This is a genomic window from Rhodanobacter denitrificans (assembly GCF_000230695.2).
GTDB classification, from domain to species: Bacteria; Pseudomonadota; Gammaproteobacteria; order Xanthomonadales; family Rhodanobacteraceae; genus Rhodanobacter; species Rhodanobacter denitrificans.
Genome location: NC_020541.1, coordinates 2,670,960 through 2,694,585, shown reverse-complemented (window position 1 = coordinate 2,694,585; position 23,626 = coordinate 2,670,960). Strand labels below are relative to the sequence as shown.

The following is a 23,626-nucleotide window of genomic DNA, read 5'->3' as shown; positions in this document are numbered from 1 at the left end:
GCAATGCGGCGTTGGAACGGCTGGGGCGAAGAGACGACCGTCATGGCCTTGCCGGCCGCCGGCGAGGCGTTTCTCGCCGCGCGGGTGGGCCCCGGCCAGCGGCTGGCCGATGCCAGCTTGGCGCAGGTGCTGGGCACGGTGCCGGTTTCGCGGCTGCCGGCGCATCCGTTGGTCAGCGTGGCTGCCGAGGAGCGCGTGCGGCATGCCCGCGGGCAGAGCCTGCCGGACTGGTTGGCGATGCGCTCCGGCGAGTTCGGCATATTTCCCGACGGCGTCGCCTGTCCGGAAACCGCCGCCCAGGTCCGCGAGCTGCTGGACTGGGCCAGGACGCACGACGTGGTCGTGATTCCCTACGGCGGCGGCACCTCGGTGGTTGGCCACATCAACCCGCCAGCGTCCGCGCGGCCGGTGCTGACGGTGTCGCTGGAACGCCTGAACCAGCTGTTCGAGATCGACGAGGACAGCCTGCTCGCCACCTTCGGCCCGGGCGCCAATGGGCCGCAAGTGGAAAGCCAGTTGCGCGCACACGGCTACACGCTGGGCCATTTTCCGCAATCGTGGGAGCTGTCCACGCTGGGTGGCTGGGTGGCCAGCCGTTCCAGTGGCCAGCAGTCGCTGCGCTATGGCCGCATCGAGCAGCTGTTTGCCGGCGGCACGCTGGAAACCTTCGCCGGCCCGTTGGTGATTCCGGCCTTCCCGGCGTCCGCCGCCGGGCCGGATCTGCGCGAGCTGGTACTGGGCTCGGAAGGTCGCTTCGGCATCCTCTCCGAGGTCAAGGTGCGGATCACCCGGCTGGCCGCGCAGGAGCATTTCTACGCGGTATTCCTGCCCGACTGGAACCAGGCGATGCAGGCGGTCCGCCAGCTGGTGCAGGCGCGCGTGCCGCTGTCCATGTTGCGCCTGTCCGGCGCGGTCGAGACACAGACCCAGCTGGTGCTGGCCGGCCAGCCGCGGCCGATGGCCTGGCTGGAAAAGTATCTGGCGCTGCGCGGTGCCGGTGACGGCAAGTGCATGCTCACCTTCGGCGTCACCGGCAACCGCGTGCAGAACGCAGCCTCGCTGCGGCAGGCCAGAAAGCTGCTGAAGGGTTTCGGCGGCGTGTTCACCGGCCGGGTGCTGGGCCGCAAGTGGGCGGAGCACCGCTTTGGGTTCCCGTATCTGCGGCACAGCCTGTGGAGCGCCGGTTACGTGGTGGACACGCTGGAAACCGCCACCGACTGGAGCAACGTCGACAACCTGCTGCAGCAGGTCGAAGCGAGTCTGCGCGAGGGCCTGGCCGCCGAAGGCGAACGGGTGCACGTGTTCACCCATTTGTCGCACGCCTACGGCGAGGGTTCGAGTCTGTACACCACCTACGTGTTCCGCCCAGGTGCCAGTTATGCCGAAGCGCTGGCGCGCTGGCAGCGCCTCAAGCACGCGGCCAGCCTGACCATCGTTGGCCAGCGCGGCACCATCAGCCATCAGCACGGGGTGGGGCGCGACCACGCCGCATACCTGCCGGTGGAGAAGGGGGCGCTGGGCATGGCCACGCTGCGGGCGTTGTCCGCACATTTCGATCCGCAGCAGCAGCTGGTGCCCGGCGTGCTGATCGAGCAGTCGTGAGCAACACCGCCTGGAACGCTGCCTGGCGTGAACATGCGCTGCCCGGGCTGGCGGCGCAGGAGTGGGATCTGCTGGTGGTCGGTGGCGGCATCTGCGGCGCCGGCATCCTGCGCGAGGCGGCGCGGCGCGGCTGGCGCTGCCTGCTGCTGGAGCAACGCGATTTCGCCTGGGGCACGTCCAGCCGCTCGTCGAAGATGGTGCACGGCGGGCTGCGCTACATCGCCAAGGGCCAGTTCGGGCTGACCCGTGCTTCGGTGCATGAACGCCAGCGCCTGCTGCACGAGGCCCCCGGGCTGGTCGATCCATTGAGCTTCGTGCTGCCGCATTACCGCGGCGACTTCCCTGGGCCGAAAGTTTTCGGCGGCCTGCTGACGGTGTACGACGCGCTGGCCGGCCAGCGCCGCCATCGCTATTACCCGCCGCCGCCGCTGCGCTATCTGGCACCGGGTCTGAAACAGCAAGGTCTGCTCGGCGGCACGCGCTTCCTTGACGCGGTGACCGATGATGCACGCTTGGTATTGCGCGTGCTCGGCGAGGCGCGCGCCGACGGTGGCGAGGCGCTGAACGGCATGCGGGTGGTAGAGCTGTTGCGCGTGGACGGCCGGGTCGTCGGCGTGCTCGCTGAGGATGTCGAAAGTGGCCGGCGCTACCGCTTCCACAGCTTGGCGGTGGCCCAGGCGACCGGGGCGTGGGCGGATCAGTTGCGCCATCCGAGCCACCCCGGGCATATCCGCCCGCTGCGCGGCAGCCATCTGCTGCTGCCGGCGTGGCGGCTGCCGGTGGCGCACGCCATCAGCTTCATGCACGCCGCCGACCGGCGGCCGGTGTTCGTGTTTCCGTGGGAAGGCGCCACCGTGGTGGGCACCACCGATCTCGATCATCACGACCCGCTGGACAGGGAGGCGCGCATCAGCACCGAGGAGCTGGATTACCTGCTCGCCGCGATCGCGCAGATGTTCCCCGGCGCGCGGGTCCGCGCCGGCGACGTGCTGTCCACCTGGGCCGGCGTGCGGCCGGTGGTCAGCGCCGGCGCGCCAGCCCGCAAACCCTCCGACGAAAACCGCGAGCACGCACTGTGGATCGAACCGGGCTGCGTGACGCTGGCCGGCGGCAAGCTGACCACCTTCCGCCCGCTCGCGTTGGAAGTGCTGCGCGCTTGTGCCGGATTCGTCGGCCGCTCGCTGGATGACCCGCCGGCGGCGGTGTTCAGCCCGTGCCCGCCGCTACCGTTGCCGATGCTCAGCCCGGCCCGGCAACGACGCCTGCGCGGGCGTCACGGGCGAGCGTTGCCGGGATTGCTGGCGCTACTGGCGAGCGTCGGCAGCGAACGGGTCGGCGCGACCGAAACGCTGTGGGCGGAGTTGGCGTGGGCGGCGGACAACGAACTGGTGCTGCACCTCGACGACCTGCTGCTGCGGCGAACCCGGCTGGGCCTGCTGCTGTCCGGCGGTGCGCTGGCCGAGCTGCCGCGCATCCGCGCGTTGTGCCAGCCGCGGCTGGGCTGGAGCGACCAGCGCTGGGAGCGTGAGCAGCAGGATTATCTGGCACTCTGGCGGCGTTGCTACAGCCTGCCCGAGCCCGTGGCAGTGCGGCAACCAGCGGAGGGCGCGGAGCCATGAGCGGGCAAGGCTACCTGCTGGCGATCGACAACGGCACCCAGAGCGTGCGCGCGTTGCTGTTCGATCTGGACGGCCATTTGATCGGCAAGGGCAAGGTCGAGCTGCAGGCGTACTACTCCACCCAGCCGGGCTGGGCCGAACAGGATCCGGAGTATTACTGGACCAGCGTGGGCGAGGCCTGTCGGCGCTTGTGGGCGCAGCTGGACATCGACCGCAGCCTGATCAGGGGCGTGTCGCTGACCACCCAGCGCGGCACCGTGATCAACGTCGACGAACACGGCCGGCCGCTGCGCCCGGCGATCCTGTGGCTGGATCAGCGCCGCGCCGAGGTGCGTGGCCGGATCAAGGGGCCGTGGGGCTGGCTGTTCAAGCTGGCCGGCGCGCAGGCGACGGTGGATTATTTCCGCGCTCAGGCCGAGGTCAACTGGGTTGCCCAGCAGCAGCCGGAAATCTGGGCGAAGACCCACAAGGTGCTGTTGCTGTCGGGCTTTCTCAGTCAGCGCCTGTGCGGGCAGTATGTCGATTCGGTGGCCTGTTGCGTGGCCTACCTGCCGTTCGATTACAAGCGCCTGCGCTGGGCGGCGCCGCGCGACTGGAAATGGCAGGCGATGCCGGTGCGTCGTGCGCAGTTGCCGAAGCTCTACAAGCCGGGCGAGCAGCTTGGCCGCATCAGTGCCGAAGCCAGCCGCCACACCGGCATTCCGGAAGGTCTGCCGCTGATTGCCGCCGGCGCCGACAAGGCCTGCGAGGTGCTTGGTGCTGGCGGCGTCGAGCCGGACACGGCCTGCCTGTCCTATGCCACTACCGCCACCATCAACACCACCCGGCGCAGCTATCTGGAAACGGTGCCGATGATTCCACCGTATCCGGCCGCGGTGCCCGATCACTTCAATACCGAGGTGATGATTTACCGCGGCTTCTGGATGGTCAGCTGGTTCAAGCAGGAATTCGGCCTGCGCGAGATGCAGCGCGCGCAGGTGTTGGGCGTCGAGCCGGAGGCGTTGTTCGACGAGCTGGTCAACGCGGTGCCGCCCGGTTCGATGGGGCTGACGCTGCAGCCGTACTGGTCGCCCGGCATCCGCGATCCGGGGCTGGAGGCCAAGGGCGCGATCATCGGCTTCGGCGATGTGCACACCCGCGCGCATGTCTACCGGGCGATTCTGGAAGGCCTCGCCTACGCGTTGCGCCAGGGCAAGGAGAAGATCGAGCGGCGCTCGGGCACCCGGATCACCCGGCTGCGTGTTTCCGGTGGCGGCTCGCAAAGCGAGGCGGCCATGCAGCTCACCGCCGACGTCTTCGGCCTGCCGGCCGAACGCCCGCAGGTCTACGAAACCTCCGGCCTGGGCGCGGCGATCTGCTGCGCGGTGGGGCTCGGCCTGCATCCGGATTTCCCGACCGCGATCAGGGCGATGACCCGGGTCGGCCAGGTGTTCCAGCCCGACCCGCAGGCGCAACGCATCTACCAGCAGCTGTATGCCGAGGTGTATCTGCGCATGTACCGCCAGCTGCGGCCGCTGTACCGGAAGATCCGCCAGATCACCGGCTATCCGGCCTGAATCGACGAGGGGCGCGCCATGCAGTTTTCGCTGATCGACATCCTGCTGGTGACCAGCATCATCCAGGCGCTGGCACTGGCCGCGTTCCTGCTGCTGCCCGAAAACATCCGCACGACCAGCAATCGGCTGCTGGTGGTCACGCTGATCAGTTTTGCCGGCGGTCTGACGGAAATCCTGTTTTACGGCACCGGGCTCACGCTGCGCCATCCAGGGCTGGCCTATCTCGGCACGCTGCTCGGGTTGCTGCAGGCGGGCACGCTGTATCTGTATGCCAAGGCGCTGATGTTCCGTGATTTCCGTCTGCGCAAGGAGCATCTGGTGCACACGCTGCTGTTCTGGGTGGTCGCAGGAGTGTTGATCGTCGAGTACTACCAGCAGCCGAGCGCGATCAAGCTGCAGATCCTGCAGCGGCGCGACTATCCGGGCGTGCTGACCTCGCCGCTGCTGGCGGTGGCCATCCACGCCGTGGTGCTTGGCTACCTGTACGCAACCATCCGCGCCATTTCGCGTTTCGGTGCGGGCCTGCGGCGGGTTTTTTCCGACCTCGAGAACAAGCAGCTGTCGTGGCTGCGCTCGCTGCTGCTGGGTTATTTCGCGGTGTGGCTGGTGAGCTTGCTGTACTGCCTTTCCGCACACATTTTCAAGCGTCCCGGCGAGGCGGATTGGGTGGTGGGCTTTGCCGGTGTGACCGGGTTCGTGTTCGTCAATTACCTGCTGCTCAATGCATTGCGCCAACCGGTGATCTTCCGCGGACTGGATGCCGAGGAAGCGGCACTGCTGGAGGAGGTGGCGGCAGCCGCATCGCCGCCGCCTGCGACGGTGGCCAACGACGATCAGGCGCTCAGGCAGCGACTGCAGCAGTACATGCGCGAACAGCGCCCCCATCTGGGCTCCAACCTGACCGTGGCGCAGCTCGCCCGCGCGCTGGCCGTGGCGCCGCGCGAGCTGTCGCACCTGCTGAACCAGGGCTTCGACCAGAATTTTTTCGAGTTCATCAGTGGCTACCGAGTGGAAGAGGCGAAGGCCCGGCTGGCGGATCGCACCTGCACGGACACGATCCTGCAGGTGATGTACGACGCGGGCTTCAATTCGAAATCCGTCTTCAACACGGCGTTCCGCAAATCGACCGGCATGACCCCCAGCCAGTACCGCGCTGCCCACGTTCAGTCGCCGCCGGTGGCGCCGCTCGACTGACGGGCCGAACCACCCGGTGGCGCGATCCCGGCGAACAGCGGTATCCGGCAGGCACGACGAAACCTGCGGGTAGTCCGGTCCGCCATGGCAAGGCAGCGGCGGCCTTCGGATCGACTTTCGGTTGTGCTCAAAGTCGAACCAGCAACTCTTTGTTTATCAGGCAAATAACGCCTTGATCTTGGAGGCGTTCGAGTGCGTGCGTGCGAACGACGCCGCCACCGGCGGACCCCATCATGGTTCCCAGCGAAGGGATCGGGCCGCGAACTGTCGGTACCGGCTCGGCGCTTCGTCCCGAACCATTCAACAGGAGCACTCCATGAACTTTTCCATCTTGCGCAAACGCGTGATCGCGGTCGGCGTCGCCGCCGCACTCGGCCTCGGCATGGTCGGAACCGCCTCCGCCCACTGCGATGCGGCAGACGGCCCGGTCATCACCCAGGCTACCGTCGCCCTCAATACCGGCGACATCACCCCGCTGTTGAAGTGGGTGCCGGAAACCGAGGAGGCGACCGTCAAGCGCGCCTATGCGCAGGCCCGCAAGCTGCGTCAGCTGGGTCCGGAAGCCCGCCAGCTGGCCGACATGCACTTCTTCGAAACGCTGGTTCGAGTCCATCGCGCTTCGGAGGGCGTGGCCTTCGACGGCGTCATCAAGCCCGCCGGCGGGATCGAGCCAAGCGTGGCCGCCGCCGATGCCGCCCTGAAGGGCGGCAACGTCGATGCACTCGTCACCGAAATCACCGGCAAGATCGAGCACGGCATCCGTGCGCGCTACGCGGCGGCACGGGCGGCACGGGCCAGCGCCGATACCAGTGTCGCGAACGGCCGGGCCTACGTGAACGACTACGTGCAGTACATCCACTACGTCGAGAATGTGGATCGGGTGGGGGCAGGCACCGCCCATGGCGCGGAGGAGCACAGCGTGGCCGTGGCGCAAGACGCGCACTGAGTACGGCTGGTGGTACCTCGGATTGACCGGTCCGGTTGGCGTCCTCCCGACGCCAGCCGGACCGGCGGGTTCTACCAGGTTGCGAGACCGTGTCGGCGCGCCATGCGTCGATAGTAGATCGGGTTGCCGATCGCCATGAGAGCCGCGCTGATCGGGGCCGTCCACAAGAACGTCGAAAGGGTGGGCGGATGTCCCGTGATGGGGCGGAGCAGCGCCATGAGTCCGAAGACAACCCACAGGACGAGAACCAGCAACACGCCCGAAACGGCCGATATCGCGATCATCGCCGGTAATTTCAGAAACGGTGGAGGCGGCAGGAATATGCCTACGGAGCACAAGCCGGTCCAGATCGGCGGCGCGAAGTTGCTCCGAGCAATTCCGCCGCCCTGCATATGCCGCAAGTACGCCTCGATACGTTGCCTGGGCTGCATGTCGTGGATTCCGAACAGGGGCGCTCTCTCGAGCGCGGTGGCTGGCTTGCGCGCAACCTGACCCGTCTGCAGGCTATCGGCAGGCCTCGCTGTCGGACAGGCGGTTAGCGCCAGCCCTTGCCGGAACAAGGCCGGCAGAGTGCACGTTCTCGGCAGCATCGCCTCTGCCCCGGTTTTACGGGCGGCTCAGTCGCCGATGCGCCGCCAGACCGACATCGGCACGTTGCCGTCCGGACGCGGCGGTACCCGGTAGCTGAGCGTGTCGCCGCGCAACTCGAAGGCGCGGCTTTGCTGCTGTCCCTCCCAATTGGGGAAGGAGGCGCCTTCGATATGGAACACCAGCTGGTGCCGGCCCGGATCGACCGCAAGCATGCCGTAGTGGGTGCTTGCGCCCATCACGGCCGTCCGATATTCCTGCGCGCTGGCCTTGGCCTTGTCCGGGTTGGCGAAGCGCGGGCGGTCGGCACGGAAAATCTGCAGCGAGTAGTGACCCGCGCGGTCGATCAGCAGCAGGCCCTTCGGCGCATCGCCGTAGTCGTGCGAGCGCGTGCCGTCTGGATGCAGCACGTCGGCCGCCACCAGCGTCCAGGTGCCGGCCAGCGAAACATCGCCGCGGGCATCGGCCGCCCCGGCGCCGGAGGCCCAGGCCAGGCCGGGCAGCAGACAGGCGAGGGCGGCAAGGCGGGAGAAGGTACGGTACAGGCTCATGGGGTTTTCCTCTTTCGAAATCGGGTGGCGCACGCGTGGGTGAGGCGCCGATCGTAGGGCTTGCCGAAACGCGGGAAAACCGAATAATTCGGGGGTAATACTTTTGAATTGCTTACCGATGCCGCTCCCCAATCTCGACATGGACGCGTTGCGCAGCCTGGTGGCGATCCTGCACCTGGGTAGTCTGGCGCGTGCCGCGGAGCGGGTCGGGCGCTCGCCCTCGGCGATCAGCCAGCAGATGCGCAAGCTGGAGTTGCAGCTGGGCCAGCCGCTGTTCCGCAGGCAGGGCCGCCGCGTGGTGCTGACCGAGGCGGGCGACCGGGTACACGCCTACGCGCGCCGCATCCTGGAACTCAACGACGAAGCGGTCCACGCGGTGCGCGGTGCAGCGATCGACGGTACGGTGCGTTTCGGCCTGCCGGGCGATTTCGCCGAGTCCTGGTTGCCGATGGCGTTGGGGCAGTTCCGGAAGGCCTACCCGGCGGTGCGGGTGGATGTGCTGGTCGAACGCAACGGGCTGCTGCTCGAACGGCTCGACCGCGGCGAGCTCGACCTGGTGCTTGCGATGAACCAGGGCGGGCGCGCGGACGCCGAGCGTCTGGCCACGCTGCCGATGACCTGGATCGGGCCGGCAGGTACGGGCGAGGTCGTGCGGCCGGATACGGTGCTGGATCTGGCGCTCTACCAGCCGCCGTGTTTCTTCCGTCAGGCGGGTACGGCGGCGCTGGATCGGGCCGGCATCGCCTGGCGGCCGGCTTTCGTCACCGCCAGCCTGCACAGCCTGTGGGCCGGCGTGGCCGCGGGCCTGGGCATCACCGTGCGCACGGGTGCCGACCTGCCGCCCACGCTGATGCGCCTGGATGAACGTCACGGCCTGCCGTCGCTGCCGGGCGTGGAGCTGTGCCTGCATGCCGCCCCGGCTCGCCGTCGACGGCGCTGAGCCACCTGCGGCAAGCGGTGATGGAGCAGGCATGGACGCATCTGCGCAACAAGGGGACGATGCTCGGCAGCTCGTCCTCGCCGGGACCCTCACGCCGCCAGGCCCGCTAGGCTGCCGCGCGCATCCGGGATCGTGGTCTTGCGCAAGGAAGGCGGGGCGAGGCGCGCTCAGCTTGTCTTTCCGCAAGCCGGGACGCACGTGCACGCTTGACCGGCGGTACCGCTCGGGCAGCGCCACCATGGCCGCGCACGGAACTGAGCTCGATGTAAGGGTGGGCGGTCATCGGGCAACGGTCGGTGTCGACCAGGCAGGACTTGAACCGCCCCCGCCAGGGTATGCCGGCACGTCGATGGCGGTTTGCGGCCCGGCGGCGCCGGCAGCCGGTGCCCGTGGTTGCCCACGAAAACGTAGGCATGCGCGTCCGGCAACTGCTCGGCCATGGCTTCGCGCAGCAGGTCGTGGACGTGGTTGCGGTCGAGGTCGTCGACGAAGATCGCGCAACGATTGACGCCACGCCGGGCGACATGAAGGGGTGCCCCGGGAAGCTGGAGGCGCGGACGACGTGGCATGCCGCAGGCTTGCTGTCGATGGCTCACCCGCGCCGTCGGGAGGCCGGAGCAACGGCGCCAGGCCGCGTCGGAAGGCCTGGTTGCCGGATTCCCTCCGCCCCTTTGGGACGCCCCGTTTCCCTTTGCAGCAGCGCTCAGTACCGCGCCGCCGTCAGCGGCGCATCGGCCCACTGCCACGCGGCCACCTGCCGCGCTGACGTTTCGCGCGCGGCATCCGCCTGACCGAGTTCCTGCTGCGCCTGCGCCAGGCCGAACAGCGACCAGCCGTTGAGCGGGTAGGTCTTCAGGTCCTGCTCGAAGGCTTCCGCCGCGCCCTTGGCGTCGCCCGCTTCGAGCAGCGCGGCACCCAGGTAGGGGCGGACCGGCAGCGGCCAGTCGGCCGGTTCGTTGTAGGCCAGGGCATCTTCGGCGGCCGCCGCTTCGCGCAGCACAGTGATGGCCTGCGCGTGCTTGCCCCGCGCACGCAGCAGTTCGCCGCGCAGCAGGGCATCGGCGACGCGCAGCACGCCGTCGGCGTGGTTGATGTCGAAGAAGCTCACCTTGGCCATGGCCGGGTCGATGGCGATCGCGTGCAGCGCGGCGGCCTCGCGCGCGGCCTCGGCCAGGGCACCGTTGCGCGCCTGGGCCATGCCGCGGGCGAAGTGGCGGATCGCGGCGGGGTACGGCAGTGCCGGCGGCGCGGCGGTATCGGCGAGGATCGCGTCCCAATCGCCGAAGCGGACCCGGGTGAGCAGCGGCGTGACCACGAACTGCTGCATGAACTCCATCGGCGCCGCGCCCATCGCGGCACGGTCGGCGCGCCGGGCGGTCTGCTCGGCCGCCTGCAGCGCCAGCGTGCGCGAGCCGGTCAGGCCGGTGGTCATGCTGGCGAAGTGCCAGTTGTGCGGCACGTAACCCAGCGGGTAGACGCCGTTGCTGCCGCGGCACATCGCCAGGAAATCCGTGTCCGCGGTGGTGGCGGCGAGGTTGGTCAGGGTGGCGTCGTGGTAGCGGCCGACGCGGATGTAGGTGTGCGCGGGCATGTGCACCAGATGGCCTGAGCCGGGCGCCAGCGCCGCCAGCGCATCCGCCCAGGGTTCGGCGCGCCGTGGGTCGGGCGAGGACTCGGTGGCGTGGATGTAGTAGTGCATCGCGCCGATGTGGCGCGGGTTGCGCGCCAGCACGCGTTCCAGTTCGCCGAGCAGGCGCGGGGTGAACTCGGCCGGGCTGCCGTCCTTTTCCCAGTACGCCCAGGGCGAGAGGTCCATCAGCGCTTCCGCATACAGCGTCGCCGCGTCGTCGTCTTCGGGGAACTGCTCGACCACACGCGCCATCGCGTCGGCATAGGCACGGTCCAGCGCTGCGCGATCCGCCGGCGCCGGGTCGGCATAGCGCAACTGCAGCGCCTGGATCAGCGCGCGGTCGACCGGGCGTGCGGTGGCGGCCAGGCTCGCGGCGCGCGCGGCGAGGGCAGTGGCGTCTTTCGCGTGCGCCGGGTCCATCGGCAGGTTGATGTTCGGCCCCAGCACCAGGGCCTGGCCCCACACGCACATCGCGCATTGCGGGTCCAGCCGCGCCGCCTCGGCAAAGGCGCGCCCGGCCGCCTCGTGGTTGAAGCCGTAGGCCATGCGCAGGCCCTGGTCGACATAGCGCTGCGCGGCGGGCACGCGGGTGGCCACGTCGTGGTGCAGGTCGCCGAAGGTATCGAACAGCGGCGGGGTGGCTTCGGCGGCGGATGCTGCGTCGCGGGTCGCCTTCGGCGCCGGATCGCAGCCCACCAGCAGGACCGCCAGCAGCGGCAGGAGCAAGGGTCGACGGATCATCGTGGTTCTCCCATGGTCGGTTCGGGCACAGGGGGACGCGGCGGATAGCCTAGCCCGAGTCGGCGGGAAAAGGGCGCGCGATTTCCGCTTTCCGCGCACGGGCCGGTTCGCCGCGATCCGGTCGAGAACCGGGCGGCAACACCTTCCACGGCCACATTGTCCGTGGCAGTTTTTGGCCATCCAGCCGGCTGTTGCGGCTCCACTCCGGAAGGCTCACCATGGGCGACGTGCGCGAATGCTTCGCCGTGTTCGATCGCGCGCCATGTGCGATGAAGTAGTGAGGGGGAAACAACGTTTCGGGGCAGGCACGAACGCCACCGCGCTCCTGGGTTTCCCCGGGTAAATGGCGGCGCGATGTGCCATCGGGCTCAGCCGTGCTCCCGGCACCGTGATCGACACGGTGGCCGATCCGGGCCGAGCCGTCCGCTGTGGAAAGAGCTAATCGGGGGCGTCATGACCACGAACCACGCGCAAGCGCTCTATGTGCCTGCCAGGCCGTTTGCCCTGGCGATCGACCGCTGGATCTGGGTTTTCATGGCGGCTTTCTTCATCGCCATTACGCTGGCCGGCTTCATTCCGGACTCGCTCGGCAAACTTGCCATGGTGCGGGCCGGGGCAAGGCCGCCGTTCCCGCCGATCTTGCACGTGCACGCGGTCCTGATGGGCGCCTTCCTGCTGTTGCTGCTCACCCAGGCCTGGCTGATGGCGACCGGCCGGCGCGATCGACACATGCTGCTGGGGCGCGCGGCCTTCGTGCTCGTTCCGGCCATCGTCGTGGTCGGCTTCATCCTCGTCCCGACGATCTACCAGCAGGTCTGGAACGGCGCCCAGGCAGCACCGCCGCCGGTGCGGGAACAGTTGCGGCAGACGCTTCATTTCCTCGACAACATCGCGTTGCTGCAGACGCGCATCGGCATCTTCTTTCCGCTCTGCATCGTGCTGGCGTTGCGGGCACGGCACGCCGATCCCGGCTTTCACAAGCGGATGATGTTCCTGGCCGTCGCCACGCCGTTGCAGGCGGCGATGGACCGGATCGCCTGGCTGCCGACCACCGCCCCGGTCAGCCCGCTCTCGACCGATCTCTACACGCTGCTGGCGGTATCACCGCTGTTCGTGTGGGACGTGGCCCGGCATCGGACGGTGCACCGGGCCTACCTGGTATGGCTGGGCCTGTACCTGCCTTTCGCCGTCGCCGTCCACCTGCTGTGGGACACGCCGGGATGGCACGCGCTCGTGCCGCGGATCCTGGGGCCGTGAAGGGTGCGGCGACGGGGCGGCACCGGCGGCGCTCTCCGCCGGGTGACTGCTGCCACGCTGCGCCGTGACGGTGGCCGAAGCCGTCGGCCTGAAGGCCCGCGAACTGGGCGTAGGTCGGAGTGGCCACCTCCCGGTGCCACCCCTCGTTGTCAGCCATATTGCAACAGGCCGGCTTCCAGTTCGAAATACCGCCCCACGATAAAGGGGTGCTCGTCCTGCATATACAGTCTCGACTTGGACTCCCGCAGCTTTCGCACGCAGTCGACGAGCCGTTGCAGATCGTTGGTTTCGAAGGTCAACAGCCACTCGTAATCGCCGAGCCCGAAGCCATAGACGCCATTGGTGAGGATGTCGGGCGTGAATTCGTGGCCGATATCGCCATGATCCCCTATGAGTGCTTTGCGCTCCCATTTCGGCAACAGATAATATTCCGGCTTGCGAATGAAGGGGTAAAAGCACAGGTATTCCCTCGGCCGCATGCCGATCGCGAAGGACGTCGGGTGTTCGGAGAATTCGAACGGCTTGGTGACTCCGGTAAAGGCGTGGGGCGTGGTTATATACCGGCCAAAGGACGAGCGCCTGATCTCCAGCTGCAGATCCTGGATGTCGTTGAAATGATCGGCGAACATCCAGAAGAGGATGTCCGTATGGGCCTGGAAGCCCTGGACCACGTAGGTTCCACGCAATCCCACCCGGTCTTCGTATTTCCGGAAGATGTCGACCACTTCCTTGATGGCGGCGATCCTGTCGCCCTTCTCCGATTCGTGCCATGCCGACGTGTACTTTATCGCCAGCTGTGCGGTGTACTGAGTTCGCATGTTGGTTGCTTTCCGTGACTATGTTGGGAGTGTCAAAGCGACTGCCTGATCGCCGCAATCTGCTTGCCGTGAAGCTCGTCGTGGATCCAGATGGTGTCGAGCAGGTTCTTCAGGCTGACCCTGCCGAAGGCGGGATGCTCCAGTGACCGCTCGGCCAGGACGCATTCGTGCGTTTCGTTGAATACCGACTGCAGGTCCCTGAAGCGCGATTCCTCCAGCAAGCGGATCAGCTGCGCCTTGGTGAATCGCTCGGCGGTTGCCTGCTCCTCATCGCAGCCTTGCTGCAGGCCGGCCGCCAGAAGCGACGCGTCCTTTTCCTCGACCTTCCCGCTGCGGGACTGCAGTGCATCGAGCACCATGGCCGCGGTTTCCCGCTCGCTCGCGTAAAGGTGGTGAACGATCTGGCCGATCGAGGGCCCGCCGGTATGCGGCTTCGCATTCAACTGCTCTTCCGTCAGGCCTTCGAGGCTGGCCAGGAGCTTCTCGCGAGTCGTGCCAAGGTTTTCAATCAACATGTGATGCCTCTCGTGAGTTCAACAGGTTTCTTTGCGCCAGATGGTCGACCAGGTCGTGCGCGACCTGCTCCCCCTGTCGAATGCAGTCCGGCAGGCCCACGCCTCCGTAGGTGGCGCCGGCCAGGAAGACGCCAGGGAACTGCGTGGCGATGGTCCTGCGGGTGTCCCCGAGGCGCTCGAGATGGCCTACCGAGTACTGCGGCATCGCGTGCTTCCAGCGGGTCACCTGGTAAAAGGCCGGTGTTTCGCGAAGCGCCATGAGGTGCCGCAAATCGGCCATGACGGTGTCGACGATGGTGGCGTCGGACTCGTCGACAAGTTGCGCGTCATGCGGGCCACCGATGTAGCAGCGCAGTAACGCCGCGCCGTTCGGGGCCACGTGAGGCCATTTGAGGTGCGCCCAGGTGCACGCCGTGATCGCATGCCCCGACCCGCGTGGCACTACGAAGCCGGTGCCGTTCAGCGACATGCCTGCGGTTCCCTGCGGGAACGCCATCACGACATTGGCGACGGACGTCGGCGGAGTCAGCAGCACGGGCGAGATGGCATTTCCTGCGGCAGGAAACAGCTTCACGGCGGCGGAGCCCGGTACGGCCAGGATGATCGAGCAGGCGTCCAGCGTGCGCCCATCGTCCAGCTCCACGCGATAGTGCCCGCCCTGCCTGCGGATGGCTCTTGCGGGGCTGCCTTTCATGATCGTGCACGACTTCAGGCGACTTTCGATCCGCGCGGTCAGTGACTGCAGCCCCGTCTTGAAGCTGAGGAATTGCCCCTGGGCTTTGCCGGCGGGCGCCTGCCTGACATGGGCGTATGCTCCGCTCATCGCGCGGATCAGGCTGCGGCGGTTTTTGCTCAGCTGATGGATCTGCGGGAACAGGGCCTGCAGGCTGTAGTGGTCGATGTCGCCGGCGTAGATGCCCGACAGCAGCGGCTCGATCAGGCGATCGACGATGTGATTCCCCAGATGCCTTCGGAAAAAATCGCCGACCGGCTGGTCGCCGCCGGGTTCCTTCCGCTGCCAGAACAGATCCTGGACTACCCGCATCTTGCCTAGCGGGGAGAGCAGCGGCGACCTCAGGAGCGGCCACAGCCTGACGGGAATGCCCATCATCGTGCCGGCAGGGATCGGATAGAGCCGATCGCCTCGCGCGATGAAGGCCTGCCCCGTGTGGTTGCGTACCAGCTCGTTTTCCAGGCCGATGTCCTGCACGAGCTGGTAGGCGCCCTTCTTGCTCGCCACGAAGGAGTCGGGGCCGTGTTCCATCAGGAAGCCGTCGCGGATCGTCGTCCTGATCTTCCCGCCGAGCCGAGGCTCCGACTCCAGTAACGCAAGCCTCGGCGCCGAGCCCATGTCCTCCAGTCGGCGTTGCAGATAGAAGGCCGCGGTGAGTCCGGTGATGCCGCCACCGATAATGGCGGCGTGCAGCGGCTGCCCGGTCATGCGGGCACCCCCGCCTGGTGCGCCAAAGCGTCGCTTGCCGCATCGGCCAGGCAGTCAATGAACAGGGGGGCGGTGTTTGGCATGGCGGGGCGGATATAACGCCCTCCCAGGGCCGTTACGACCGCCCGGCATTCGACGTCCAGGTCGTAGAGAACCTCGAGATGGTCGGCGACGAATCCGGTCGCACAGTAGACGAAGGTGCGGTAGCCGCCGCGGCTCCACAGATCACGGGTCAGCTCGCGGATGTCCGGGCCCAGCCACGAATCGGCGGTTCTTCCTGCGCTCTGCCATCCGGTTGCGTAGTGTTTCAGGTGTGCCGCCTGGGCGATTGATCGTGCGCTTTCTTCCAGCTGGCGCGGGTAGCGGTCGGGGGGACCCAGCATCGCCGCGGGCAAGCTGTGCGCGGAGAAAATGACGACGGTCGTGCGCAGGTCATCCTCGGGGATGACCGCGAGGGCAGTCCGGATCTGCTCGGCCCAGTAACGTACGAATTTTCCTTGCCGGCACCAGTCGGACACGACCGTTATCGCAGGTCCGCCCAGCCACGCAGCTGCACCCTGTGCGCGCTCGCCGTAACCGTGGACGCTGGCGTTGGCATCGTAAGGTGCCAGCGCCAGGGCAACGGCCTGCGTGATGCCATCGTGGTGCATGGCTTCGACGGCATCTTCAATGAACGGCTCCGCGTGTTTCAGACCGATGTACAGCTTGAATCGCTGATCGGCGTGGCGGGCATTCAGCCGTGTCGCCAGCGCGTCTGCCTGCGCTTTCGTGATGTGGGCGAGCGGCGAGGTGCCGCCAATGGCCTGGTAGCGGTTCCTGAGCTCCTGCAATAGCGCGTCGGATGGACGCTGTCCGTGACGGATGTGGGTGTAGAAGGAATCGATGGAGTCGGGACCGTGCGGCGTGCCGTACGCCATGAGCAGCAGCCCGGTGGTTTGTTGCGACATGGCGTCGCGTTCCCTCTGTATGGGTCTTCCGACATTCATGGGTAATCCCGGAAATAATCCTTCCCGGGGTCTGTCCTGGCGGGTCGAGGTCGAGTGGTACGACCGTTGTCGCAAAAGCCCGGTCGCGTATGGGATGCACTCTTGTGGCCTGCACTCGATGCATGGCGGGATGCCGTGCAGCGTGAATGCGACGGCAGCTCGAAATCGCATCGATACTCTCCTTCCCGGAGAGTTGTCGCTTTTATACGACCCGGCCCTGTGGGCCGCACTGATACAGATCAGCCGGTGATTTTCCTGCGGTGCCCCTCGGCTTGGCGCGAGAGGCGGAAGTCGGCGCGCCGCCGCGCCGCCGCTCGCAGGGTCCGCAGCGCCTTCGGGCTCTTTTCATCATGGTCAATATGGGTATCGGCGCGTGGCGTAGCTTGAGCTCGTCCTGACGGGCGATTTCGGCCCATGCCCAAGCTTCCATCCGTTGTTCGTTCTACCTGGCACCGCTGGATGGCGCGGCGTTGCCCGCGTTCCTGCCCGGCCAGTTCCTGACCTTCGCCGCCGTCGCCGGGGACGACCAGGCCAGCCCGCTCGTCCGCTGCTGTTCGCTGTCCGCGCCGCCCGATCCGACGCACTATCGCATCACGGTCAAGCGCACGCCGGCGCCGGCCGGCCGGAGCTTCCGGCGGGAAAGGTCGCGAACCATTTCCATGACGCGGTGCACGTCGGCGACGTGCTCAAGATGAAGGCGCCGGCCGGCCGCTTCGTGCTCGATCCCGGCCTCGACGTGCCGGTGGTGCTGATCGCCGGCGGCATCGGGATCACGCCCCGCTGTGCATGCTGCGCGGGTGTCTCGCCGCGCAGCCCGGGCGTCGCGTACACCTCTACTACGGCGTGCGCAGTGCGCGGGAACAGGTGTTCGGCCAGCTGCTGGCGGCGCTGGCGCAAACCCATCCGGCCTTCCGTCTGCACGCGGTGTGCAGCAACCCCGCGCCCGCGGATCGGCGGCTTCGGCGCCGGCATGCCGGCGCGAACCGGCTGGTTCCAGAGGGGGGATGGTGACTTCCCTCGGGCGCGCGTATCGTGGCCGGGCGCATATGTCCAATATGCGTACTTGCGTGGACGCCCGTCGGCACGACCGACCCCGGCGTCCCAGGGGACGCGGTCACCTACTCACGAACGGGAGACCGACATGATGAAGACTCGACTGCTCGTCGCAGTGGCGGCCGTGGCGTTTGCCACCGGCGCACTGGCGGCGACGCCAACCACCCTCAAGCTGCACAAGGCAGGTACCACCACGCCCACGACCACGCCCGTGGGCGGGCAGGCGCTGACGAACCTGGAACTGGATCCGGCCATGACCGCGGGAGAGGCCGGTTCGGGCGCCGGCGGCGAACTCGGGCCGCAGCCAGTGGTGAACCGCAGCATTGCCCGCGGTCACGCCGGCAGCAACCGGATGGGAACGGCCCGCCGCGCGAAGGCGAACCCGCAGTTGCTGGGCGGTTTCGATGGCCTCGATTTCCATGACCAGCGTTATGCCAACGGCGGCAACCAGTTCTCGGTGGAGCCGCCCGACCAGGGCCTGTGCGCCGGCAACGGCTTCGTCATGGAAAGCGTCAACGACGTGCTGGCGATCTATGACAAGGCCGGCAACGAGCTCGTCGGTCCGGTCGATCTCAACACCTTCTACGGCTACCCCGCGGCGATCAACCGCACGACCGGGGCGTACGGGCCGAGCATCACCGACCCGTCCTGTTACTACGATGCCGGCACGCAGCGCTGGTTCCAGGTCGTGCTCACGCTGGACCGCGTCGGCACCACCTCGTCGCTGGCCGGCACCAACCATCTGGACATCGCCGTCAGCCAGAGTGCCGACCCCACTGGGGCCTGGACCATCTACCGGCTGCCGGTGCAGAACAACGGCACCGACGGCACGCCGGACCACAGCTGCGCGGGCGGCTTCTGCCTGGGCGATTACCCGCACATCGGCGCCGATGCCCATGCGATCTTCCTGACCACCAACGAGTTCGCGCTGTTCGACAACGGCTTCTACGGCGCGCAGATCTACGCCATCTCCAAGCAGGCGCTGGCAACCGGTGCCGCTGCGCCGAACGTGGCGCTGTTCAACGGTGGCGACCCGAGCATTCCCGCGCCCGCGTTCACGGTCTGGCCGGCCATCTCCTCCGGCGGGCAGTATGTCGACACGCGCGGCGGCACCGAGTACCTGCTGAGCTCGGACGCGGTGTTCTACGACTCGGGCGTCTCGAACACGCTGTGGCTGTGGTCGGTGTCGAACACGCAGGCCATCGACAGCGCGCCGGCGGCGCTGACGCTGAACGTGTCGCCGCTGACCGTGCAGACCTATGCCGTGCCGAGCAGCCTGGCACGGCAGAAGCCGGGCAGTGCGCCGCTGCGCGACTGCTTTGCCCTGACCGGCTGCGCGCCGACCTATCTCGGCTACCCGAACATCGTCTATCCGACGCCGCGCCCGATGGCGGTGAACGACTCGCGCATGCAGCAGGTGAGCTACGCCAACGGCAAGCTCTGGGGCACGCTGGATACCGACGTGCTGCTGGCCGATGGCAGCCACGGCTCGGGCATCAACTACTTCGTCATCAATCCGGCGTCCGGCGGTCTCTCCGCCAACGGTACGCTGGCCTTGCCCGACGCGAACCTGACCTACGGTGCGGCGGCCGTCACGCAAAGCGGGCGCGGCGTCATCGCGTTCACCGTGGTCGGCCCGAACGATCATCCGGGCGCCGGCTATGCCGGGCTGGACGCGAAGCTCGGCGCCGGCGAGGTGCATATCGCCGCGGCGGGTGCGGGGCCGTGGGACGGCTTCACCGGCATCCCCTACCTCGCCGGCGATCGTCCGCGCTGGGGCGATTACGGCGCGGCGGCGGCCGACGGCAACACGATCTGGACTGCCTCCGAATACATCGCCCAGACCTGCACCCTTAGCCAGTACCTGACTGCCCCGCGGTTCCAGTGCGGCGGTACGCGCGGTGCGCTGGGCAACTGGGCCACCCGCATCTCGGCGATCGGTCCGTGAGCCGGCTGCGTCCCCGCCGCGGCGTCGAAAAGCGCGTGGGCGGGGGCGGGCCACACAAGGCGCGCCGCCAGTCAGGCACGCCAGGCACCTGATCCGGCGCAGCCAGCGACGGACAACCGGGCGGGTGCGCGGGAGAGGGCAGGGTCGCTCTTTTCGACCACCTGCCGGACAGGCAGGACCGGCCGGCTCGCCCCGGGGCGAGCCGGCCTTCGCGCCGCGCTATTTGCCGAGCGCCTTCACCGCGTCCAGCGTCTCCTGCACATGCTTCTTCGGGCTCAGGTTCGAATAGACATGCACGATCTGCCCGGACGGGGCGATCACGTAGGACGTGCGGTCCGACCAGCCGGGCCGCAGCGGCAGCAGTGCATCGTATTCCCTGGCGATCTTCGCGCCGTTGTCGGCGGCGACCGCGAACTTGCCGCCGCAATGCTCGGTTTCCTGCGAGAACGCCGCCAGTTCCGCGGTATTGCCGGCGGTGACGCCGATCACGGTGGCGTGCTGCGCCTTGAACTGGTCGATGGCCTCTGAGAACAGGTGCGCTTCCAGGTTGCAGCCCGGGGTGTGCGCGGCGGGGAAGAAATACACCACCACCGGCCCCTTCTTCAGGGCATCGGCGAGCTTGAACGTGAACGGCTGGCCGGCAAGATAGGCTGGCGCAGAAAAGTCGGGCGCCCTGGCGCCTTCCTTCAGTGCTGCCAGGGCCGGTGCGGCGAGGGTGGCGCTGCCGACGAGGGCGAGCGCGGCGAATTTCAACAAGGCGTTCATGGCGATTCCTCGGGCCAGGGGGTCAGACAGCTTATACGCCAGAAGCGCCCGGGCGGATGCCGCGGCCGCTCGCGGCGCGGGCTTCGCCTCGTTGCCTCGGTGGCACGGATCATGGCCATGGCTGCTTTCTCCGCAGCCCGTCGCCGGGCCGGAGTTCTGGTATGTTGGCTGCGGGGAACCGGTCTGCATGTCCATTCGCACTCACCCGGCAGGGGTCAGCCTCATGGGCCACGACAAGTCACGATCGAGCGTTTCAGTCGGCGCGGTCGACTGGAATGATCCGCATCTGGATGCGCTGCTGCAGAAAGTCGACGGCTGGAAGGTCGACAACCGCAGCGACCAGCCGCCGCAGGAAGTGCAGATCCACGTCAGCTCCGGGTGGACTGCCAACTCCGTCGTGAGCAAGCCGGCCCAGCTGATTTCGATCGACGAGCAGACCATGGTGCTGGTGACCCGGTTTCCGCTGCCGCAGGGCGACCATGTGCGCGTGGACAGCCAGCAGGCGGGTGGCACGCGCAGCGTGTGGGGCTGGATTATCGAAGGACGCGAGGGCTACCGCGTCGAGGATCGCGAGCACGGCCTGTTCCTGAACAAGTTGCGCATCGGCTGAAGGCAGGGCGGCACGCGCCATTCGCGCTCGCTGGCGGTACCCGGTCTGGCGCCATGGCGCGAGCGGCGCCGGCGGTCAGCACTCGTGCAGCCAGTAGATGCTCACGCCGTTGCTGCAGTCTTCCGCGCGCCTGCCGGCGCGGCCTTCGACCACCACGCCCCATACGCTGCGCATGCCGTCGCCGTAGAAGCGGTCCACGCGTACATATTCGGCGGTGGGAATCGGGAAGCTGGCTTCCAGCACCATGACCTTGTCGCGCTTCCACACCAGCACCGCCGTCCGTCCGCCGCCGGCGCTCCAGCCGATCTGCACCTGCACTTCTTCCCGCGGGAAGTTATCGCGGTTGTCCAGGTCCCAGTCCTCGATCTTGCTCAGCAGCTTCTGCAGCTGGGGATCGCTCCAGTCGACGCGATTGCCTGCGCGGGTGGGGTTGCTGCGGTCGACCATCATGCTGGCCATTCGCTGCGGTGGGCGGTGCTGGCGCGGCCGAGCTCGCCATGTGCGTCCGTGCGCCGCTGGCACGCGCCCGGCAGGCATGGCCGACGTGGCCGGCGGCCCCCGTTTCCCGCGGGTGGCGTCGTTGCGCTAAAGAGCATCCGGATGTGGCGTGGCATCGATGGATCCTTCGGGTTTGCTACGGTCATCGGCACGGCGCCGGTTTCCTGAAGGGGTGCGGGGCCGGAACGCGAGCGGCCCGCCCGGCGGCAGGCTTTCACGCACGTCGATGCCGCTGCTCCGGCGCGGGGCTTCAGGCTTCGGCCAGGTTGCCGGCGTCGGCGACGACCCGGTTGCGCCCGGCGCGCTTGGCGCGGTACAGCGCGACGTCTGCCTCCTTGCACAGCCGCTGCAGCCCGTAGCCGGAGGTATCGGTGGAGGCCAGGCCGACGCTGGCGGAAATCGCTATGTGCTGCCCGTCCTTCTCGATCGGCGTCGTGCCGATCGCGATCCGGATGCGCTCGGCGATGTCCAGGCCCTGGTTGCGGGAACACTCGTGCAGCAGGATGCCGAATTCCTCGCCGCCCAGGCGGCCGAACAGGTCGCTGGGGCGCAGGTGCTGCTGGCAGATCGCCACGGCCCGCTTCAGCACGGCGTCGCCCATGGCGTGGCCGTGGGTGTCGTTGATCTGCTTGAAGTGGTCCAGGTCGATGGAGATCAGGCAGGCGTGGCCGAGCTTCTTCTCCAGCAGGCGCAAGATGCGATCGGCCTCGTTGATGAAGTGCTGGTGGTTCAGGATGCCGGTGAGCCCGTCGCGGATCGCCATGCGCTTGAAGCGCCTCTGCGAACGCATGGTGCGGAGCAGCCAGAGTGCGATGGCCGCCAGCAGGATGATCAGCAGCGTGATGTAGAGCCGGTCGGTCTCCGCGGCCTTGGCGTCCAATGCTTGCTGCAGCTTGAGGACACTGTTTTGCCTGCCAAGCTCTTCGGTTTCCAGCTTGCGGGTCAGAATCTGCTGCTGGACCGTCTGGTAAGCCAATGCCTGTGCGGAGGCATCATTGAGCGAGCCCTTGTCCTGGGCGACATAGCGTTCGTAGTAGGCAAGCGCGGCGGCTGTGTTGCCGTGCCGCTTCGTGACCAGGTAGAGCACTTCATACGCATCTTTGAGATAGTCGTTGACGTCGTCCGGGCCGGCCATCGCCAAGGCGGCGAGTGCCGCCTTTTGGGCGTCATCGTCTTTACCCAGCTGTGCATACGCCTGAGCTCGTTGCACCTGCGCGGACAGCGTGTGCGGGTAGTAATGGTTGATCCGGATGCCGGGCGCTATCCGGTCGAGCAGCGCCAAGGTCTTGGCCGGCTGGTGTTCTTCCAGGTGGAGCGTGCCGAGGATGAGCTGCATGGTCGTCGCCATGATGGGCTGTCCAGCCGCTTCGCATGTCTCGATGACCTGCTGCAGTTCCGGACTCGCGGAGGTGAGCCGCTTGGCGTTGTAGAGCGCGGCCACCAGCTTGGTACGCGAGTAGCACGAGGTCGTCTTCGAAGGATCGATGTCCTCCATCATGTGGGCGTACTTGATCGCCAGATTGGTCTGCCCGGCCAGGTTCAACGTCTGGGACAGGTAGCTGAGGACCTGGAGGCGGGCCTCTTTGTCCCGGATTCGGGGCAGGTCGATCGTGAGCTGCTGGGCCAGTTGGAAGGCGTCTTCATAGCGGCGACCGACCGCCAGGTTGTTCATGAGCAGCGCCGATGCCTTGGTGGCAAGCGTCGGATCGCCTGAATGGCCGACCACATCGCGCAGCGGCTGCTCCGCTGTGGCGTAGCTGCCCTCCAGCGAAGACTCGAGCGCGTCGAGATAGCGCAGATGCCATTGCTCGGCCGTCGTCAGCGCGGGCGATTCGCGATGGATCTGCGCCAGTCGTTCGATGAACTGCCGGTGGTCCTTGATGCGCAGCTCCTCGGTCCGGTCGAGGAAGGCGCTTGCGTCGGTAATCCGGGGAGGATCAGTAGCGCGACCTGCCAGCGCCAGGGCGCAAAGAAGCAGGGCGGCCAGGGCGGTCCCCCTTCCTCTTCCTTGCCGGCCGACGGGCATGGCGCGCGAGACTATCGTTTGCGCGGCTCGTGGCGATCAGGTTCGGGTGGATGACGCGGTTCGTCGCCGCCGTCGTGGTCGGGTTCGTCTTCCTCGTGTCCCGGGGCATTGGAGATCTGCGGTGCCTTGTTCAGCTTGTGCCCGAACTCTCTGGACAGTAGCGAGCTGTCGCCGGCGGCAACGGCAGATCTGAGGGCTTCGGATGCATTCGCTTGTTCGAGCATCGGTGCAAGTTCGTCGGCGGATGCGCGGCGCAGCGCCGCGTTCTGGCCGATGGTTTCCAGCAGTTCGATCGTATCCGGCATGTTTTCCCCCTTTTTCCGATTCCCCGGGCATGCGTTC

At 67.5% G+C, this 23,626-nt stretch carries 21 protein-coding genes; 9 read left to right on the top strand and 12 right to left on the bottom strand.

Annotated features, from left to right (window positions below; genetic code table 11):
- The first annotated feature begins 3 nt into the window (after positions 1-3).
- From R2APBS1_RS12365 to R2APBS1_RS12345, 5 genes are all read left to right on the top strand, one after another.
- Positions 4-1,602 (top strand): FAD-binding oxidoreductase, encoded by a 1,599-nt coding sequence (locus R2APBS1_RS12365; RefSeq protein ID WP_015448166.1) that lies wholly within the window; start codon positions 4-6, stop codon positions 1,600-1,602.
- Positions 1,599-3,221 (top strand): glycerol-3-phosphate dehydrogenase/oxidase, encoded by a 1,623-nt coding sequence (locus R2APBS1_RS12360; RefSeq protein ID WP_015448165.1) that lies wholly within the window; start codon positions 1,599-1,601, stop codon positions 3,219-3,221. Before R2APBS1_RS12365 ends, R2APBS1_RS12360 begins: the two co-directional genes overlap by 4 nt.
- Positions 3,218-4,777 carry an FGGY-family carbohydrate kinase gene (locus R2APBS1_RS12355; protein ID WP_015448164.1) on the top strand — a complete coding sequence of 520 codons (1,560 nt, stop codon included), beginning with the start codon at positions 3,218-3,220 and terminating at the stop codon, positions 4,775-4,777. Before R2APBS1_RS12360 ends, R2APBS1_RS12355 begins: the two co-directional genes overlap by 4 nt.
- 18 nt (positions 4,778-4,795) lie before the next feature.
- Entirely contained in the window at positions 4,796-5,971 is a 1,176-nt protein-coding gene (locus tag R2APBS1_RS12350; protein ID WP_015448163.1) for a helix-turn-helix domain-containing protein, read from the top strand.
- A gap of 331 nt (positions 5,972-6,302) precedes the next feature.
- Positions 6,303-6,917 (top strand): DUF6448 family protein, encoded by a 615-nt coding sequence (locus R2APBS1_RS12345; protein WP_236126952.1) that lies wholly within the window; start codon positions 6,303-6,305, stop codon positions 6,915-6,917.
- Positions 6,918-6,988: 71 nt separating this feature from the next.
- Here the strand turns inward: R2APBS1_RS12345 and R2APBS1_RS12340 are convergent, their stop codons facing one another.
- The gene (locus tag R2APBS1_RS12340; RefSeq protein ID WP_235605841.1) at positions 6,989-7,348 is read right to left on the bottom strand and encodes a DUF6404 family protein; all 360 of its coding nucleotides are present in this window, start codon (positions 7,346-7,348) and stop codon (positions 6,989-6,991) included.
- A gap of 186 nt (positions 7,349-7,534) precedes the next feature.
- A complete protein-coding gene (locus tag R2APBS1_RS12335) occupies positions 7,535-8,056 on the bottom strand; it encodes a lipocalin-like domain-containing protein (protein ID WP_015448160.1) in 522 nt (173 codons plus the stop codon).
- A gap of 118 nt (positions 8,057-8,174) precedes the next feature.
- Between R2APBS1_RS12335 and R2APBS1_RS12330 the strand changes: the two genes are divergently transcribed.
- The gene (locus tag R2APBS1_RS12330) at positions 8,175-8,996 is read left to right on the top strand and encodes a LysR substrate-binding domain-containing protein (protein ID WP_015448159.1); all 822 of its coding nucleotides are present in this window, start codon (positions 8,175-8,177) and stop codon (positions 8,994-8,996) included.
- 703 nt (positions 8,997-9,699) lie between these two features.
- Here the strand turns inward: R2APBS1_RS12330 and R2APBS1_RS12325 are convergent.
- On the bottom strand, positions 9,700-11,367 hold the full coding sequence (locus R2APBS1_RS12325) for a tetratricopeptide repeat protein (RefSeq protein ID WP_015448158.1): 1,668 nt from the start codon (positions 11,365-11,367) through the stop codon (positions 9,700-9,702).
- 453 nt (positions 11,368-11,820) lie between these two features.
- Between R2APBS1_RS12325 and R2APBS1_RS12320 the strand changes: the two genes are divergently transcribed.
- A complete protein-coding gene (locus tag R2APBS1_RS12320) occupies positions 11,821-12,624 on the top strand; it encodes a hypothetical protein (protein ID WP_015448157.1) in 804 nt (267 codons plus the stop codon).
- Between the two features lie 149 nt (positions 12,625-12,773).
- Here R2APBS1_RS12320 and R2APBS1_RS12315 read toward each other — a convergent pair whose 3' ends face one another.
- The 5 genes from R2APBS1_RS12315 to R2APBS1_RS12295 all read right to left on the bottom strand — a co-directional run bounded on the left by R2APBS1_RS12315 (position 12,774) and on the right by R2APBS1_RS12295 (position 17,356).
- Positions 12,774-13,442 (bottom strand): chlorite dismutase family protein, encoded by a 669-nt coding sequence (locus tag R2APBS1_RS12315; RefSeq protein WP_015448156.1) that lies wholly within the window; start codon positions 13,440-13,442, stop codon positions 12,774-12,776.
- 32 nt (positions 13,443-13,474) lie between these two features.
- Entirely contained in the window at positions 13,475-13,957 is a 483-nt protein-coding gene (locus R2APBS1_RS12310; protein WP_007511837.1) for a DinB family protein, read from the bottom strand.
- A complete protein-coding gene (hemY, locus tag R2APBS1_RS12305; RefSeq protein ID WP_007511835.1) occupies positions 13,947-15,398 on the bottom strand; it encodes a protoporphyrinogen oxidase in 1,452 nt (483 codons plus the stop codon). Before hemY ends, R2APBS1_RS12310 begins: the two co-directional genes overlap by 11 nt.
- Positions 15,395-16,345: a ferrochelatase gene (hemH, locus tag R2APBS1_RS12300; protein WP_015448155.1), complete on the bottom strand. Its 951-nt coding sequence runs from the start codon at positions 16,343-16,345 to the stop codon at positions 15,395-15,397. Before hemH ends, hemY begins: the two co-directional genes overlap by 4 nt.
- 636 nt (positions 16,346-16,981) lie before the next feature.
- The gene (locus tag R2APBS1_RS12295) at positions 16,982-17,356 is read right to left on the bottom strand and encodes a hypothetical protein (RefSeq protein ID WP_041676770.1); all 375 of its coding nucleotides are present in this window, start codon (positions 17,354-17,356) and stop codon (positions 16,982-16,984) included.
- Positions 17,357-17,525: 169 nt separating this feature from the next.
- Between R2APBS1_RS12295 and R2APBS1_RS12290 the strand changes: the two genes are divergently transcribed.
- The gene (locus R2APBS1_RS12290) at positions 17,526-19,385 is read left to right on the top strand and encodes a hypothetical protein (RefSeq protein ID WP_015448154.1); all 1,860 of its coding nucleotides are present in this window, start codon (positions 17,526-17,528) and stop codon (positions 19,383-19,385) included.
- A 219-nt stretch (positions 19,386-19,604) separates the two neighbouring features.
- On the opposite strand, the gene R2APBS1_RS12285 is transcribed toward R2APBS1_RS12290, so the two are convergent.
- The gene (locus R2APBS1_RS12285) at positions 19,605-20,150 is read right to left on the bottom strand and encodes a peroxiredoxin (protein ID WP_007511828.1); all 546 of its coding nucleotides are present in this window, start codon (positions 20,148-20,150) and stop codon (positions 19,605-19,607) included.
- Between the two features lie 187 nt (positions 20,151-20,337).
- Here R2APBS1_RS12285 and R2APBS1_RS12280 point away from each other — a divergent pair, with 187 nt between their 5' ends.
- Positions 20,338-20,760 (top strand): hypothetical protein, encoded by a 423-nt coding sequence (locus R2APBS1_RS12280; protein ID WP_236126951.1) that lies wholly within the window; start codon positions 20,338-20,340, stop codon positions 20,758-20,760.
- Positions 20,761-20,835: 75 nt separating this feature from the next.
- On the opposite strand, the gene R2APBS1_RS12275 is transcribed toward R2APBS1_RS12280, so the two are convergent.
- The 3 genes from R2APBS1_RS12275 to R2APBS1_RS12265 form a co-directional block, all read right to left on the bottom strand.
- Positions 20,836-21,210: a hypothetical protein gene (locus R2APBS1_RS12275; RefSeq protein ID WP_007511824.1), complete on the bottom strand. Its 375-nt coding sequence runs from the start codon at positions 21,208-21,210 to the stop codon at positions 20,836-20,838.
- A gap of 298 nt (positions 21,211-21,508) precedes the next feature.
- On the bottom strand, positions 21,509-23,284 hold the full coding sequence (locus R2APBS1_RS12270; protein WP_015448151.1) for a tetratricopeptide repeat-containing diguanylate cyclase: 1,776 nt from the start codon (positions 23,282-23,284) through the stop codon (positions 21,509-21,511).
- A gap of 11 nt (positions 23,285-23,295) precedes the next feature.
- Positions 23,296-23,589, bottom strand: coding sequence for a hypothetical protein (locus R2APBS1_RS12265; protein ID WP_015448150.1), 294 nt, complete (start codon positions 23,587-23,589; stop codon positions 23,296-23,298).
- Positions 23,590-23,626: the final 37 nt, after the last annotated feature.